This window comes from Duganella sp. Leaf61, from assembly GCF_001421905.1.
GTDB lineage: Bacteria > Pseudomonadota > Gammaproteobacteria > Burkholderiales > Burkholderiaceae_D > Rugamonas > Rugamonas zoogloeoides.
The window spans coordinates 218,027-232,442 of record NZ_LMLM01000032.1; the positions used below are offsets into that span (position 1 = coordinate 218,027).

The 14,416-nt window shown below is 63.8% G+C and carries 16 protein-coding genes; 6 read left to right on the plus strand and 10 right to left on the minus strand.

Features of this window, described 5'->3' with window-relative positions:
• Nucleotides 1-15 precede the first annotated feature (15 nt).
• From gcvT to ASF04_RS24615, 4 genes are all read left to right on the plus strand, one after another.
• Entirely contained in the window at nucleotides 16-1,137 is a 1,122-nt protein-coding gene (gene gcvT / locus ASF04_RS24600; RefSeq protein ID WP_056147721.1) for a glycine cleavage system aminomethyltransferase GcvT, read from the plus strand.
• Between the two features lie 39 nt (nucleotides 1,138-1,176).
• Nucleotides 1,177-1,557 (plus strand): glycine cleavage system protein GcvH, encoded by a 381-nt coding sequence (gcvH, locus tag ASF04_RS24605; protein ID WP_056147726.1) that lies wholly within the window; start codon nucleotides 1,177-1,179, stop codon nucleotides 1,555-1,557.
• A gap of 93 nt (nucleotides 1,558-1,650) precedes the next feature.
• Nucleotides 1,651-4,545 (plus strand): aminomethyl-transferring glycine dehydrogenase, encoded by a 2,895-nt coding sequence (gene gcvP, locus ASF04_RS24610; protein ID WP_056147728.1) that lies wholly within the window; start codon nucleotides 1,651-1,653, stop codon nucleotides 4,543-4,545.
• A gap of 326 nt (nucleotides 4,546-4,871) precedes the next feature.
• Nucleotides 4,872-5,126, plus strand: coding sequence for a hypothetical protein (locus ASF04_RS24615; RefSeq protein WP_056147730.1), 255 nt, complete (start codon nucleotides 4,872-4,874; stop codon nucleotides 5,124-5,126).
• Nucleotides 5,127-5,219: 93 nt separating this feature from the next.
• On the opposite strand, the gene ASF04_RS28605 is transcribed toward ASF04_RS24615, so the two are convergent.
• The gene (locus ASF04_RS28605; RefSeq protein WP_056147732.1) at nucleotides 5,220-6,908 is read right to left on the minus strand and encodes a methyl-accepting chemotaxis protein; all 1,689 of its coding nucleotides are present in this window, start codon (nucleotides 6,906-6,908) and stop codon (nucleotides 5,220-5,222) included.
• A gap of 462 nt (nucleotides 6,909-7,370) precedes the next feature.
• Here ASF04_RS28605 and ASF04_RS24625 point away from each other — a divergent pair, with 462 nt between their 5' ends.
• On the plus strand, nucleotides 7,371-7,862 hold the full coding sequence (locus tag ASF04_RS24625; RefSeq protein WP_056147734.1) for a hypothetical protein: 492 nt from the start codon (nucleotides 7,371-7,373) through the stop codon (nucleotides 7,860-7,862).
• Nucleotides 7,863-7,990: 128 nt separating this feature from the next.
• Here the strand turns inward: ASF04_RS24625 and ASF04_RS24630 are convergent, their stop codons facing one another.
• Together ASF04_RS24630 and ASF04_RS24635 are read right to left on the minus strand one after the other, a co-directional pair.
• Nucleotides 7,991-9,091, minus strand: a complete 1,101-nt coding sequence (locus tag ASF04_RS24630) for a sorbosone dehydrogenase family protein (protein WP_056147737.1) — start codon at nucleotides 9,089-9,091, stop codon at nucleotides 7,991-7,993.
• 180 nt (nucleotides 9,092-9,271) lie between these two features.
• Entirely contained in the window at nucleotides 9,272-10,477 is a 1,206-nt protein-coding gene (locus ASF04_RS24635) for a methyl-accepting chemotaxis protein (RefSeq protein ID WP_056147740.1), read from the minus strand.
• Between the two features lie 142 nt (nucleotides 10,478-10,619).
• Between ASF04_RS24635 and ASF04_RS24640 the strand changes: the two genes are divergently transcribed.
• Nucleotides 10,620-10,949, plus strand: coding sequence for a DUF6677 family protein (locus ASF04_RS24640; protein WP_019919748.1), 330 nt, complete (start codon nucleotides 10,620-10,622; stop codon nucleotides 10,947-10,949).
• A gap of 12 nt (nucleotides 10,950-10,961) precedes the next feature.
• Here ASF04_RS24640 and ASF04_RS24645 read toward each other — a convergent pair whose 3' ends face one another.
• From ASF04_RS24645 to ASF04_RS24665, 7 genes are all read right to left on the minus strand, one after another.
• Nucleotides 10,962-11,480 (minus strand): hypothetical protein, encoded by a 519-nt coding sequence (locus ASF04_RS24645; RefSeq protein ID WP_056147743.1) that lies wholly within the window; start codon nucleotides 11,478-11,480, stop codon nucleotides 10,962-10,964.
• 33 nt (nucleotides 11,481-11,513) lie between these two features.
• A complete protein-coding gene (locus ASF04_RS24650; RefSeq protein WP_156368761.1) occupies nucleotides 11,514-12,947 on the minus strand; it encodes a hypothetical protein in 1,434 nt (477 codons plus the stop codon).
• Nucleotides 12,944-13,156 carry a hypothetical protein gene (locus ASF04_RS28380; RefSeq protein WP_229205191.1) on the minus strand — a complete coding sequence of 71 codons (213 nt, stop codon included), beginning with the start codon at nucleotides 13,154-13,156 and terminating at the stop codon, nucleotides 12,944-12,946. Before ASF04_RS28380 ends, ASF04_RS24650 begins: the two co-directional genes overlap by 4 nt.
• The gene (locus tag ASF04_RS28535; protein WP_255360928.1) at nucleotides 13,157-13,279 is read right to left on the minus strand and encodes a hypothetical protein; all 123 of its coding nucleotides are present in this window, start codon (nucleotides 13,277-13,279) and stop codon (nucleotides 13,157-13,159) included. It abuts the gene before it with no gap.
• Nucleotides 13,280-13,284: 5 nt separating this feature from the next.
• A complete protein-coding gene (locus ASF04_RS28385; protein WP_229205192.1) occupies nucleotides 13,285-13,620 on the minus strand; it encodes an ATP-binding cassette domain-containing protein in 336 nt (111 codons plus the stop codon).
• A gap of 2 nt (nucleotides 13,621-13,622) precedes the next feature.
• The gene (locus ASF04_RS24660; RefSeq protein ID WP_056147749.1) at nucleotides 13,623-14,015 is read right to left on the minus strand and encodes a GntR family transcriptional regulator; all 393 of its coding nucleotides are present in this window, start codon (nucleotides 14,013-14,015) and stop codon (nucleotides 13,623-13,625) included.
• Between the two features lie 68 nt (nucleotides 14,016-14,083).
• A complete protein-coding gene (locus ASF04_RS24665; protein WP_307141614.1) occupies nucleotides 14,084-14,380 on the minus strand; it encodes a hypothetical protein in 297 nt (98 codons plus the stop codon).
• Nucleotides 14,381-14,416 lie beyond the last annotated feature (36 nt).

The following is a 14,416-nucleotide window of genomic DNA, read 5'->3' on the forward strand; positions in this document are numbered from 1 at the left end:
TTGATCTGGACCGCCATGACGCTCAAAGCCACACCCCTCAATAACGCACACCGCGCAGCCGGCGCCCGCATGGTCGATTTCGGCGGCTGGGACATGCCTGTCAACTACGGTTCGCAGATCGAGGAACACCATGCCGTGCGCACCGACGTCGGCATGTTCGACGTGGCCCACATGTGCGTGGTCGATATCAAGGGCGACAACGCGCGCGCCTTCCTGCGCGGCCTGCTGGCCAACAACGTCGACAAGCTGCAAGTATCGGGCAAGGCACTGTACTCGTGCATGCTCAACCCGCAAGGCTTCGTGATCGACGACCTGATCGTCTATTTCATCAACGAGAACTGGTTCCGCCTGGTGGTCAACGCCGGCACCGCCGAAAAAGACGTGGCGTGGATGCAGGCGCAGAACGACGCCACCAACAGCGGCCTGACCATCACCCAGCGCCGCGATGGCGACAATGCGATGGCGCTGATCGCCGTGCAAGGCCCGAATGCCCGCGCCAGGGTATGGCAGGTGATCCCGGAAGCACAGGCTGCCACCGCCGAGATGAAACCATTTAATGTGGCATTCGCCCAAAGCGCGCAGTTCGGCGAGGCGATGATCGCCCGCACCGGCTACACCGGCGAAGACGGTTTTGAAATCGGCGTGGCCGCCACGCAAGCCGAAGCGCTGTGGAACGCGCTGGTTGCCGCCGGCGTCAAACCGGCAGGCCTGGGGGCGCGCGACACGCTGCGCCTGGAAGCCGGCATGAACCTGTACGGCCAGGACATGGACGAAACCGTCAACCCGCTCGACGCCGGCCTGGCGTGGACGATCGACCTCGTGTCGGAGCGCGACTTCATCGGCAAGGCCGCATTGCAAACCATGGGCCAGAACAGCCAGTTCGTGGGCCTGATCCTGCGCGAAAAAGGCGGCGTGCTGCGCGCCCACCAGAAAGTGATCGTGGCCGGCAGCGATGCGGCGGGCGAAATCACCAGCGGCACCTTCAGCCCGACCATGCAGCAGGCCATCGCACTGGCGCGCGTACCCAACGGCGTAGCCGTGGGCGACACCGTGCACGTTGAAATCCGCGACAAAAAACTGGCCGCCTCGGTCGTCAAGCTGCCGTTCGTCCGTAACGGCAAGATCCTGGCCGTTTAACCTTTTAGTACACATCACCCCACCCCACTGGAGCTTTACATGAACATTCCTGCCGACCTGAAGTACACCGAATCCCACGAATGGGTACGCACTGAAGCCGACGGCACCGTCACCGTCGGTATCACCGAGTTCGCGCAAGATGCGCTCGGCGACATCGTCTTCGTCGAACTGCCAAAAGTGGGCACGACCTACGGCGCCGGCGACGACGCCGCCGTGGTGGAATCGGTCAAGGCAGCGAGCGACATCTACGCGCCAGTGGCCGGCGAAGTGGTGGCAGTGAACGACGACGTGGTCAACGCGCCAGAGTCGATCAACGCCGACGCTTACGCCAACTGGCTGTTCAAGATCAAGCCTAGCGACGCAGCCGCCGTTGACGGCCTGCTCGATGCTGCTGCTTACGGCAGCGCTACCCAGTCGTAATCTGCACCAGTCATATCGAAGCCGTTCCCGCCCACGCGGGAACGGCGGTTTCACCGCCCCGTCACACTCTTAAAGCTCCCCGCCCCCGATACCATGACCCGCACCAGCCTGACCCAACTCGAAGCCCGCGACGCTTTCATCGCGCGCCACATCGGCCCGGACGCCGCCGAACAGCAAGCCATGCTGGCGACGCTCGGCTATCCTAGCCGCGCCGCCCTGATCGACGCCATCGTTCCGGCCAATATCCGCAACAAGGCTGCCCTGCCGCTGGGCGCCTATTCCGCGCCGCTGCCGGAAAGCGAAGCGCTGGCGAAGCTGAAAAAAATCGCCTCGAAAAACAAGGTGCTCAAGTCGCTGATCGGCCAGGGTTACTACAACACCACCACGCCGGGCGTCATCCTGCGTAACATCTTCGAAAACCCGGCCTGGTACACCGCGTATACGCCTTACCAGCCAGAGATTTCGCAAGGCCGCCTGGAAGCGATCCTGAACTTCCAGCAGACGATTACCGACCTGACCGGCATGGGCATCGCCAATGCATCAATGCTCGACGAAGGCACCGCCGCCGCCGAAGCGATGACGCTGATCCAGCGCGTGGGCAAGTCGAAGTCAAACACCTTCTACGTTGCCGACGACGTGCTGCCGCAAACCCGCGAAGTGATCGAAACCCGCGCCAAGCCGCTGGGCATCACCGTCAAATCGTTCCACCCGGCCGAGCTGTCGAGCGTCAATGACGCCTTCGGCGTGCTGCTGCAGTACCCGGGCGTCAACGGCGTGGTGCGCGATTACAAGGCTGGCGTGGAAGCAGTGAAAGCCACCGGCGCGATGGTGGTGGTCGCTGCCGACCTGCTGGCATTGACCCTCCTGACCCCACCGGGCGAATGGGGCGCGGACGTGGTGGTCGGTAACAGCCAGCGCTTCGGCGTACCGCTGGGATTCGGCGGCCCGCACGCCGGCTACCTGTCCACCCGCGACGAATTCAAACGCAGCATGTCGGGCCGCCTGGTGGGCGTAACCGTCGATGCGCAGGGCAACAAGGCCTACCGCCTGGCGCTGCAAACCCGCGAGCAGCACATCCGCCGCGAAAAAGCGACTTCCAACATCTGCACCGCACAGGTGCTGCTGGCGGTGATCGCCTCGATGTACGCCGTGTACCACGGCCCGAAAGGCCTGCAACAGATCGCCCAGCGCGTGCACCGCTACACCGGCATCGTTGCAGCCAACCTGAAAACGCTCGGCTACACCGTCACCAACGAGACCTTCTTCGACACGCTGACGATCGCCACCGCCAACGCCGAACAGCTGCACGCCTCCGCTCACTCGCACGGTGTGAACCTGCGCGTGATCGATGCTTCGCACGTCGGCATTTCGCTCGACGAAACCACCACCCGCGAAGACATCGCCCTGCTGTGGACCGTGTTCGCCCATCCTGTCGGTGGCCCGGCCCACGGCCCGGACCTCGAGACCGTCGAAGCACAAGTTGCCGAAGCCTTCCCGGCCACGCTGGCGCGCACCAGCGCCTACCTGTCGCACCCGGTGTTTAACCGCTACCACTCCGAAACCGAAATGCTGCGCTACCTGCGCAGCCTGGCGGACAAGGACCTGGCGCTGGACCGCACCATGATCCCGCTCGGTTCGTGCACCATGAAGCTGAACGCGACGTCCGAAATGATCCCGGTCACCTGGCCCGAGTTCTCGAACATCCACCCGTTCGCGCCGGACAGCCAGACCGTGGGCTACCGCGAAATGATCGCGCAGCTGGAAGAAATGCTGTGCGCCGTCACCGGCTACGCCGCCATCTCGCTGCAGCCGAATGCCGGTTCGCAGGGCGAATACGCCGGTTTGCTGGTGATCCAGGCGTACCACCAGTCGCGCAATGAAGGCCATCGCAACATCTGCCTGATTCCATCGTCGGCACACGGCACCAACCCGGCATCGGCCAGCATGGTCGGCATGCAGGTGGTGGTCACCGCCTGCGACGCCAACGGCAACGTCGACCTGGCCGATCTGAAAGCGAAAGCGGAACTGCACTCGAAAAACCTGGCCTGCGCCATGGTCACCTACCCGTCCACGCACGGCGTGTTCGAAGAAGGCATCCAGGAACTGTGCCAGATCGTGCACAGCCACGGCGGCCAGGTGTACATCGACGGCGCCAACATGAATGCACTGGTGGGCGTGGCCGCACCGGGCGCGTTAGGCGGCGACGTTTCGCACCTGAACCTGCACAAGACCTTCTGCATTCCGCACGGCGGCGGCGGTCCTGGCGTGGGTCCGATCGGCGTGGGCGCGCACCTGGCCAAGTTCCTGCCGAACCAGCGTTCGAACGGCTATATCCGCGACAACGCCGGCATCGGCGCAGTGAGCGCGGCGCCATACGGCTCGGCCAGCATTCTGCCGATTTCGTGGATGTACATCGCCATGATGGGCGCCGAAGGCCTCACCGCTGCAACGGAAAACGCCATCCTGGGCGCCAACTACATCGCCCGCCGCCTGTCGCCGCACTATCCGGTGCTGTACACGGGCCACGATGGCCTGGTCGCGCACGAGTGCATCATCGACCTGCGTCCGCTGCAGGATGCCACCGGCATCACCAACGAGGACGTGGCCAAGCGCCTGATGGACTTCGGCTTCCACGCGCCGACCATGAGCTTCCCGGTACCGGGCACCTTGATGATCGAGCCGACCGAAAGCGAATCGAAGGTCGAAATGGACCGCTTCATCGACGCCATGATCGCCATCCGCAACGAGATCGCCAAGGTGGAAAGCGGCGAGTTCGACAAGCTCGACAACCCGCTCAAGCACGCGCCGCACACGGCCGAAGTGCTGACCGCCGACAAGTGGGAACGCAAGTACTCGCGCGAAGTGGCAGCCTACCCGGTGCCATCGCTGCGCAAGCAGAAGTACTGGCCACCGGTCGGCCGCGCCGATAACGTCTATGGCGACCGCAACCTGTTCTGCGGCTGCGCCCCGATCAGCGACTACGAGTAATCGCCCCCGGCCAAAACGCAGGCGCCTCCCGGCCGCCTGCGTTTTTTTTCGCCTGTCCGTCCCCAACTTCGGGGTCAGTTCCGACATTCGGACATTTTTGAACCAAAACGTTGTAGCGCACTTCAACGAATAAGTTCCCCAATGTCCGAATGTCGGAACTGACCCCGAATCGGATCCCGAATCGGGTGTGCAAGTCATGGGAGTCGCGCCGACGGGCGAGTCCTACACGGCCGCGGCTTCTCACCTGATGGTGCCGCCAGGTGGTGTGGCCTAAGATGGTTGTACCCCAAGCACGGGGCCATCGCAGGACATAACCGGAGACGATCATGGCTAACCAGAACAATCAGCAAGGCAATCCGCTCAACCCGGATCAACGCAATCCCGATCAGCGCAATCCCATGCAGGACCCGGCGCAAGACCGCAGCCAGCGCCGCGACCAGGGCAACGAGCAAAGCGACCGCCCGTTGACCGAGGACGATGAACGCGACAGCGATTACGGCAGCGCCGACGGTGGTTCGCGCAGCGGTACCCAGGAGCAAGGCCAGCAGCCAGGGCGCCAGAATCAGCGCACCGACCGCTAGGTCATGATTGTGTAACGCAGGCGGCAGCGTCTTCGACCCTGCCGCATCGGTCACAGCGCCGGCATGTCGCGTTGCGCATTTCCGCGCGAGATGTCAGGCCAGCGACACCGCCTTGATGAGCGAGAGACGCGGGGCGTCAGCTTTGCGGCCTCTGGCCACAGCCGGCCTCGATGTGGTGGGCGTCTGGCGTGGCAGCTGCGCCGGGGCTTTGGGCGAGTGTTCGGCGCCGATGTGGAAGATGCTGACGGTACGCACAAGGTTTGCCGCCTGCTGGCGCAGCGATTCCGCTGCCGCCGCCCCCTCCTCCACCAGCGCTGCGTTCTGCTGCGTCACGTGGTCCATTCCAATTATGGCCTGATTGATTTGCTCGATACCCGCCGATTGCTCCTGGCTCGCACTTACGATCTCGGCAATAACATCGGTGACACGGTTGACGCTCCCGACCACCTCGTGCATCGTATCGCCAGCATCCTTGGCGAGTCGTGTACCCACTCCCACGCAATTGACCGAGTTATCGATGAGCACCTTGATCTCTTTCGCGGCGCTGGCACTGCGCTGGGCGAGATTGCGTACCTCCGAGGCCACGACCGCGAAGCCACGCCCCTGTTCGCCCGCCCTGGCCGCCTCCACTGCCGCATTCAGGGCCAGAATATTGGTTTGAAAAGCGATGCCGTCGATGACGCTGATGATGTCGGAAATCTTGCGCGAGGCATCGCTGATCGCATCCATGGTAGTCACCACTTGCGTCACCACCGCGCCGCCTTTGGCCGCGATTTCGGAGGCCTTGACCGCCAACACATTGGCTTGCCGCGCATTGTCCGCATTTTGACGCACCGTGGCCGTCATTTCCTCCATCGAGGACGCGGTTTCCTCGAGCGAAGCAGCCTGCTGCTCGGTCCTGCTCGACAAGTCCGTATTTCCTGAAGATATCTCTGTCGCCGCAATCGATACCGTATCGGAATCCTGGCGCACCGATGATACAACTTCGATAAGGGAAGTTTGCATCCGCTGTACCGCAGCAATCACGCTGCTGCTGTCTTCGGGCTTGACCTGTAACTCGCACGTCAAGTCGCCGTTCGCGACCTTCGTCACCGCGTCGCACAAGGCCGACGGTTCCGCGCCCAATGCGTTAATGATCCGTCTTGAAATGACCATGCCGGCACCGGTGGCAACTATCATCGCGAAGACGCTCAGAAAAACCAGCGTGTTCCTCGACGAGTTGAAATGGTCCTCGGCTTCCTTGATCAAACGCGCGGAGCGCAACGTCGTGTATTGCGCATATTCGTTGCTGGCGGAGACCAGCGCCGCCAGTAACGGGCGGCATGCCACATTCATTCTCGAAACGGCGTCATCCCTCTTGTCTTGCAGCGCGAGATCGACTATCGCCAGCGCCACGGGCGCATAATTTTTTTCCACACTGTCGATATTGGCGATCATCCGCCGCGCTTCGTCAGAGGCGGAAGGATCTTTCGCAAGCTGCGTGAGCTTTTGCAAATTTGTCGTCACGTCCTCGTGAGCCTGGAAAACAAGCTTCTTTTCCACGTCCCGATCACCAGGCGTCTTAACCAGGACCAGATTTCTCGCTGCCACGGCGCGCATACCGACCGCTTCCCGTACCAAGTGCGCCGCTTCGGAACGGGCACGCACACCGTTGACATAATTTTCAAAGCTCTCGGATTGATTTGATATAGCAATGATCGCAAACGTGGCGATCCCAAACAGCAACGTGGCAAGACACCCGAAAGCCATTGCCAACTGGGCACGTACAGTGAATGTTTTCATGATATCCCCTAGTTGGTGCGCAACTGACCGCGCACCGAATGAAGAGCACATTTTTTAATAAGGTGGCCAATTCCAGCCCCGTGGTTGTATGCTCATTGAATCAGGCACCAGCGCTTGATCGCCTGGCGTTTCTCAGTCAGTTATCCTCTTATCCTCGATTGAATAGGCGGAAACGAGAGGACATGAAAGGCACGGGATTGGGTGCGTTGGGAGACGAAATAAATTATTTGGTTATTTCGTTTCAGCTAATGATTTCGTTTTAGTTGTTGAAATTAGTTTCTCACGAAAAATTGCAAGAGGCAACAAAAACACCGTTTTTTTTATTTCCCAAATAAAATATTTATTTCTTTTTCTGACCTCTCGCAGGACGGTGATCCTGGCGCGTTTTCGGCCCGGCGGCGAACCTTGCATGACACAGCAACGCTTGGTAAATTGCTCGTCCAATAATAGAAAAGTGACCCTATGACGCACGCGTTCATGACCCTGCTCGATGCCGTCGCCCTCGGTCCCGATCCCACCGAACCACAACTGGCCCACTTCGGCCAGTTGCTGCTGCGCTGGCTTGAAGTCGACGGCGCCCTGCCTGCTGCGGTGCTGGGCCTGCCGCGCGCCAGCGGCAGTCAGGAGCTGCTCGTTCCGCTGCATGTGGTGGCCGGAAAGCCGGCGCTGTACCTGGTCTCGGACGGTGCCGGGGTGACCAGTCCGCCGCACGGGCACGGGACCTGGGCGGTCATTGCCGGCCTGTCCGGTACCGAGCGCAACATCGTGTATGCGCGGGACGACGCAGCCGGCGTCCTGCGCCCGCTGCGCAGCGTCGACGTCGGTGCCGGCGAGGTGCTGTGCCTGCGCACCGATGCCATCCATGCCACCGTTGCGGCGGGCAACCGGCCTACCTTCCACCTGCACCTGTACGGCAGGCCGCTGGACGAGTTGCCGCCGTTTGCGTCGCGCTGACACGCTGGCGTGGTGGCCGGCTGACCTGCACCGGCCGGTAACGGATGACAGCAGCCGTCCTGCCCCCGGCGGCCACCGGCAGCGAGCAGCAGTTGCGGCCGCAAACCGGCGGCAGCAACGCGCCGCAACTACAACGCAATGCTGACGATGCGATCGTCGCCGCTGCGCGGTGTGCCGCGGCCGTCGGTGTTGTTGGTCATCATCCACAGCTTGCCTTCGGGGGTGACCACGACGTCCCGCAGGCGGCCGTACTCGCCGGTGTAGCGGTCGACAGCAGTCGATGGCGCGGCCAGCGGGATTTGCCGCAGGCGCTCGCCGCGCAGGTTGGCGAGGTAGATCGCACTGCCGTGGATCGTCATGCCGCTCGGGCTGGCCGTGGACGTGCTCCACTGTTGCAGCGGATTGGTGTAACGGCTGTCGGTACCGATGCCTTCCACCACCGGCCAGCCGTAATTGGCGCCGGCCGTGATGCGGTTCAGTTCATCCCAGGTGTTCTGGCCGAACTCGGACGCGTACATGGTGCCGTCGGCGGCCCAGGCAATGCCTTGCGGGTTGCGGTGGCCCAGCGTGTAGATGTACGAGCCGGCGAAGGGATTGTCGCGCGGGACCGCACCGTCCGGCGTCATGCGCAGGATCTTGCCGCCCATTGAAGCCATGTCCTGGGCGCGTGCGGTGTTGGCGGCGTCGCCGGCGGTGGCGTACAACATGCCATCGGGGCCGAACGCGATGCGGCCGCCGTTGTGGGTGCTGGCGGCCGGTATGCCGTTCAAAACCGACTGAACCGCGCCCAGGCGGATACTGGCGCCAGTGCCCGACAGCGGGTAACGCACGATACGGTTCTGGGTGCCGGCGGTGAAATACACGTACAGGTAGTCGTCACGCACGGCGATGCCGAGCAGGCCGCCCTCGCCGCCGCCATTCACGCCGGCGATCACCGCCACCTCGCTCAGGGCGCCGTTGCTGCCGACGGCGACGATGCGGTCGGAGTCACGCTCGCTCACCAGCGGCGTGCCCTTGTAGAACGCGATCGACCACGGCGCCTGCAAGCCGCTGGCCACCACTGTCGGCAAGGTGGGCGCGGTAGGCGTACCGGGATTGACGGGCGGGTTGACAACAACTACGGTGTCGTCGCTGGAGCCGCCGCAGGCGGCCAGTCCGAGGACGATGGCAAGCGTGCAACCGTGAGCGGCCAGCCGGGCCGGGCGCAACGCAGGGATGGTGCAGGTCATGGCGGTCTCCTGGGTCTTGGCGCGACCGGGGTCGCGGTGGAGGTGCCAAGCTACATGTTTTCCGCGATGGCCGGCGCACTGCTCGGCAGGCACCTGGCAAAACTATCAGTGCAAGGCGCAGCGACGCAGGCAGTACGAATGTACGGCGAGGCGCTACCGAGCAGCTATGGAGGTTTTGCCTCAGTTGCGCACCGAGGCCAGGCGCAGGCGTACAACTCTGGGCACGCCGGCCACGGGGACTGCCACGCCATCGGCGGCAGCGCCGCCAGCCGCATCGTCGTCGGCCTCCAGTTTAAAACGCGCCACCGCCGCCGACAGCAGCCCCGCCTGGTGTTGCAGGTTGCCGGCATCGAGCGCGGCCTGGCGTACCCGCGCCAAGCTTTGCTGTGTGACGCGATCGACTTCGACGATCGCAGCGCAGGCATCACCGTAACCGTTCGTGCTGTCGTCCGCGCCCAGTGCCCGCACCATGCCACTGGCTTGTTGCAGCGAGGCGGCCTGGCGCTCGGCGCGGGCGCGCACTTCCGCACTGCTGCGCGCGACCTGGTGCGCGGCAGCGTCCAGCGCTTGTGCCAAGGCCAGGATGGTCTTGAGCGTGGTATTGAGGTTGCGTACGCTGGTGTCGAGCGCACGCGCGGTCGCGGCGATTTCGTCGCCGCCGTATTTGCGGTTTTTCACTGCCAGGTTGCCTTCGGCCAGGTCCACGGCGGCGGCGCCGATGGCGCGCACCTCCGTGAGCAGCGCCTTGCGCACGGCGATCGTCACCAGCAGCGCCAGGCCCACCGCCGCCGCCACCAGCGCCGGCATCCAGAGCGACAGCGTCAGGAAATCCGCCTCGGCGGCGCGGTAATCGCGCTCGCCCAGCGCCTGTTCCAGCAGCGACAACTGCTCGAGCCGCTGCGCCACCACGTCGAACGCGCGGCCCGCTTTGGACATGGCGTTGGCGGCAATCGCATGGTCATCGATGGCAATGTCGAGCGCATCGGCCACCGCCTTCACATATTGCCCATAAGCGGCTTGCGCCTCCACCACGAAGCGGCGCTCGGCCGGATCGGTCTGGGTGATGCGTTCGAGCCGGGCGAACTGGCGCTCAAGCGAGGCATGGCGGGCGTGGGTTGCGCGCACCAGTTCATCGGTACGAATGAACGTGAAGCCGGCGTTGAGCCAGGTGAGCAACTGGTAAGCTTCGGTGTGGGCGCGGCTGGTGCCGGCCACCAGGTCGCTGACGGCCTTCAGGCGCACGGCGCGTTCCTGCATGATGTTGTCGAGCGACTGGTTTTGCCGCGCCATGCCAAGATAGGCGCCCGCCGCCAGGATCAGCAGCAGCACCAGCACGATGCCGGGCGCGAGCAGCAGCTTGGGTCCGATGCGCAGCTTGTTCAGCATCGGCGCGCTCGGTCGGCAAACAGGACACGCATGGCAGTCTCCGGCAGGTAAGATCACCTAATGTAAGCTGCTGCTTCCGCGCAAGTTTGCGTTGAATCAACAATAAATCCGCACGGCAAATTTACAACGGAATCGATGACGCATGAAAGCAAAAACCAAGGCAGTCCTGATCTCGGCGCTGCTGTTCCCCGGACTGGGCCACTTCGTACTCAAGCGCGCCATGCGCGCCTGCCTGTTCATCGTGCCCACCCTGCTGGCGATCGGCGTGCTGCTGCGTACCACGCTGGCCCTGGCCGACCAACTGGTGGCGGAAATCCAGAGCGGCGCCCTGCCCCTCGATATTCCACTGATCATGGAGCGTATCAGCGCCGCCGGCGGCGACGATACCAGCACCAACGTGGCCTCGCTGGTGATCGTGGTGTGCTGGCTGGGATCGATTCTTGATGCGTGGTGGCTTGAGCGCGGCAAGTAATCGAGGCGCCGTTCAGGACGCCATTCTCCCGGCCGGAAATGCTGGCGCCATCGTTATGATGCGCAACCAGCGCCAGCGCAGAAATACCAGGCTGGCAACGCCAATAACGCCTGACAACGCGAACCAGGGAAAGTCGTGGCTTTTGCCTGTCACGGACAGAACGAAACCGTAAGCGCCGAGCAGGCCGACAGCACCAGCAAAGGTACGCCCCGGCGGCAACGCCGTGCCGGCGAGCTCGGGGCGATTGAGTCTGACAGCAGCGCTGATGGCGGTGATGAGCCACATGGCCAAAGTGCTGTACAGAAAAACATAGGCGGCAAAGGCGCGCGGACCGATCCCGGCGCCGGTGTCTTGAGGCGGCAGCCACCACACGCTTGCTGCGCTGCCGCCCACGGCCACGATCATGCACCCGAACCATTTCCAGCGCAGCTTCCCCTCCAGCGGCGCGATCAGCAGGCAGATCAGGGTCCGGTGGGCGCGGCACGCGTCGCTCCATCTGTACGTCCGGGGGATGATGATTGTCGCATTCATGGATATCCTTGAAGTTTGGAGGAGCAACTGCCGTTAGTCCGCGATCCGCGCCGCCGGGTAGACCGGCAGCCCCGTCGTCAGCCGCACCCACTGCCAGCGCATCGCTGCGGCCAGCACGATGATCAACGCCAGTGACGGCCACCACCAGTTGAAGTCCCTGAGCCTGGCGTCGAGCCATGGCACCACGTAATACAGCAGCACCATCGACATCGGCGCCACGATGATGATCGATGAGCTGCCGCCCCTGGACTTCGGCGCAGCCGCATGGTTGCACAGCAGGGGCAAGCCGCTCAGGAGCCATAAAGCCGCCTGCATGGCGCGCATGCCGTTGGCAGGCCAACCCTGCTCGGAAACCACGGCCAGCGCCACCAGGCATGCCACCGACACCGTCCATACCAGCAGGAAGCGGCGCAGCACGATGCCTGCCCACACCCGGTTCAGCTGACCGGCATCCGGGGCGCGGGGCGCCAGACGAAACAGGCCCTGCTCCAGGCCGGACCTGCGCAGTGCCTTCAACACGTAAGCTACATACAGCATCGGCGCCCAGAACAGAAACTGGATCATGAACGTCGCGGTCGCGGTTTCAGCAATCAAGTCACGATCCACCAGGCCACTCGCCATCGTGCCCAGCATCAGCACCGTCGGCACCAGCGCCAGCAGCACGGAAACCCACACGTGCCGCCCTGCCCCCATGGCATGCAGCATCAACGCCGCCTGGTCGCCGCTGGCAATATCGCGGCGCAGCACCACGGCGTGCAGTGCCCTGGCGGCGCGGGCCAGCCGGCCGGCACCGGTAGCGAACCACGGCCCCTGCGGCCCGGCCACCACCGCGCTTGCTTGCCGGGCTGCCATGTGGCGATCGCCTGCACGCGGCAGCGCCAGGCGCGCCGCCCACGCCAGCGCGGCCAGTTCCAGCAGCACTGCGGCGCCGGTCCATGCCAGCTCCACCGTGGCGGAGATCTCGCGGCCGCCATCGATCACGCGGCGCAGGATCAACCAGCCGACGACCATCAGCGGCGCCAGCAGGACCAGCGCGGACCGCGCACTCAGCAACAACAACCCGCACATCAGCGCACCGGTGCCCAGAAGCAGCGCGGCAAAATGCCGGCCGCCGAACCCCGCTGCAAGGACCACGGCGATCAGCACCGCGCCCAGTACGCCCGCCATGAAACAGTGGCGCAGCAACCGCTGCCGCAAGCCCGGCGCCAATACCGCAGTAGCCGACGCGTTCTGCTGACCGGCGCTCACGAACCATAGCGCGCACCAAGCGGCGATGAACAAGGCAATCAGCATGGCCGGCTGGCGGAACAGTGCCCCCATCGCGTACAGCAAGCCGGTGACCAACAACACCAGCATCAATACCCACGGCTGCAACATGCGATACGGAGGCGGTGTCCAGCGCCACGCCGGCAGCAGGACACGCCGTGCGCGCCGATCTTCGTCAGGGCGGCTCAGATGAGATGTCACCGGGTCACCTCGACAAACAGGTCTTCCAGGTTCAGGGTATCGACCTTGAGGCCGGTGCGGGCGCGCAGTTGTTCGTCTTCCTCGGCGCTCAGGCGCGCCAGCACGGTGACGCTGCCGTCGGCGTGGCGGTGGCGGCGCACTTCGCGTTGCAGGCGCAGCGCGTCGATGGCGCCGGCGTCGCCCGAGATGCGCGACGCGCTTTCCAGCAACTAGTCGAGCGCACCCTGCAAGGCGATCTGGCCGTTCTGCAGGAAGGCGACATCGAGCGCCACCCGTTCCAGGTCGGACAGGATGTGGGTGGAAAAGATCACCGTGGTATCGCGCTCGATCACGTCGTTTACCAGCTCGTGCAGGAAGTCGCGCCCTTGAAGTAGTCGAGCATCTGGATCGGCGTCATCCACTCGAACAGTTCCGACTTTTGCGGCACATAGCCGATGTTGGCGCGGACGGTATCGCTGAGTGCGGCGACCGGTTCGCCCAGTAGCGCGCAAGCACCGCGATCTGCCTCGCGCAAGCCCAGCAGGCACTCGAGCAGGGTCGATTTACCGGCGCCGTTGCGGCCAAGCAAGCCGACAATGGTGCCGGGTTCGATGGTCCAGTTGACGCCTTGCAGCACCGGCTGCTTGCCGAATGCCTTGTGCAGACCGGCGACATGGACGATGGGTGTCTTCATTATTATTCCTTCAGGAGTTTTTGCAGCATGGCCAGTACGGTGGCCGGATCGAGTTCGAGCTGGCGCGCCTCTGCGGCCAGGCGCTCCATGGTCGGGTGTATCAATGCCAGTCGCTCGGCTTCGCTCGGCGCGGCGGACCGGCGCTCGGCCACCAGCATGCCGATGCCACGGGCGCGCGACAGCACCCCTTCAGCTTCCAGCATGCTGTAGGCCTTGGAGACGGTCATCGGGTTGACGGCCAGCGTCAGCGCCACCTCGCGCACCGACGGCAGCGCATCGCCGGGCGCCAGCATGCCGGCCGCGACCAGGCGGCGCACCTGCTCGATCAGCTGCCGGTAGATCGGCTCGGACGAGCCGGTCGCGATCGAAAACAGCGTGGCGGTATGGGAAGTCATCAGGCCTTGTATTGGTGTATTAATTCAGTGATACAGTAAACACCAAATAAGACTGCGTCAACCTGTTTTTATTTTTCGGGGGAGTCGTCGGTATTCTTGAATGCGCCGCGCACATTGGTCACCACCAGGCACAGCTGCAGGATGATCAACGCCCAGGCCTGGTCGTGCACGCCCCACGTCACCCACAGGGCATTACTCGCCAGGAAGCACCAGAAGCCGAGCTTGCGGCGCCCGTGATGCGCGGAACCCACCAGCCAGGCGGCCAGCAGGGTGACGGCCATCGCCGGCCATTGCAGCAGATTGATCCAGTCGTCCATGCCCCAACCATAGCGGCTGGCCGGGCCGCGCACTGTTAGCGAACCCACTTTCACCCGAGAAAACGATGCCTATAATGCATGTCA

Coding starts and splice junctions, on each gene's coding strand:
- ASF04_RS24645 (WP_056147743.1), bottom strand. CDS start 11,480: ATGAATGCGACAATCATCATCCCCCGGACGTACAGATGGAGCGACGCG.
- ASF04_RS28605 (WP_056147732.1), bottom strand. CDS start 6,908: ATGAAAACATTCACTGTACGTGCCCAGTTGGCAATGGCTTTCGGGTGT.
- gcvT (WP_056147721.1), top strand. CDS start 16: ATGACGCTCAAAGCCACACCCCTCAATAACGCACACCGCGCAGCCGGC.
- gcvP (WP_056147728.1), top strand. CDS start 1,651: ATGACCCGCACCAGCCTGACCCAACTCGAAGCCCGCGACGCTTTCATC.
- ASF04_RS24615 (WP_056147730.1), top strand. CDS start 4,872: ATGGCTAACCAGAACAATCAGCAAGGCAATCCGCTCAACCCGGATCAA.
- ASF04_RS24635 (WP_056147740.1), bottom strand. CDS start 10,477: ATGCTGAACAAGCTGCGCATCGGACCCAAGCTGCTGCTCGCGCCCGGC.
- ASF04_RS24625 (WP_056147734.1), top strand. CDS start 7,371: ATGACGCACGCGTTCATGACCCTGCTCGATGCCGTCGCCCTCGGTCCC.
- ASF04_RS24660 (WP_056147749.1), bottom strand. CDS start 14,015: ATGACTTCCCATACCGCCACGCTGTTTTCGATCGCGACCGGCTCGTCC.
- ASF04_RS24630 (WP_056147737.1), bottom strand. CDS start 9,091: ATGACCTGCACCATCCCTGCGTTGCGCCCGGCCCGGCTGGCCGCTCAC.
- gcvH (WP_056147726.1), top strand. CDS start 1,177: ATGAACATTCCTGCCGACCTGAAGTACACCGAATCCCACGAATGGGTA.
- ASF04_RS24640 (WP_019919748.1), top strand. CDS start 10,620: ATGAAAGCAAAAACCAAGGCAGTCCTGATCTCGGCGCTGCTGTTCCCC.
- ASF04_RS28385 (WP_229205192.1), bottom strand. CDS start 13,620: ATGAAGACACCCATCGTCCATGTCGCCGGTCTGCACAAGGCATTCGGC.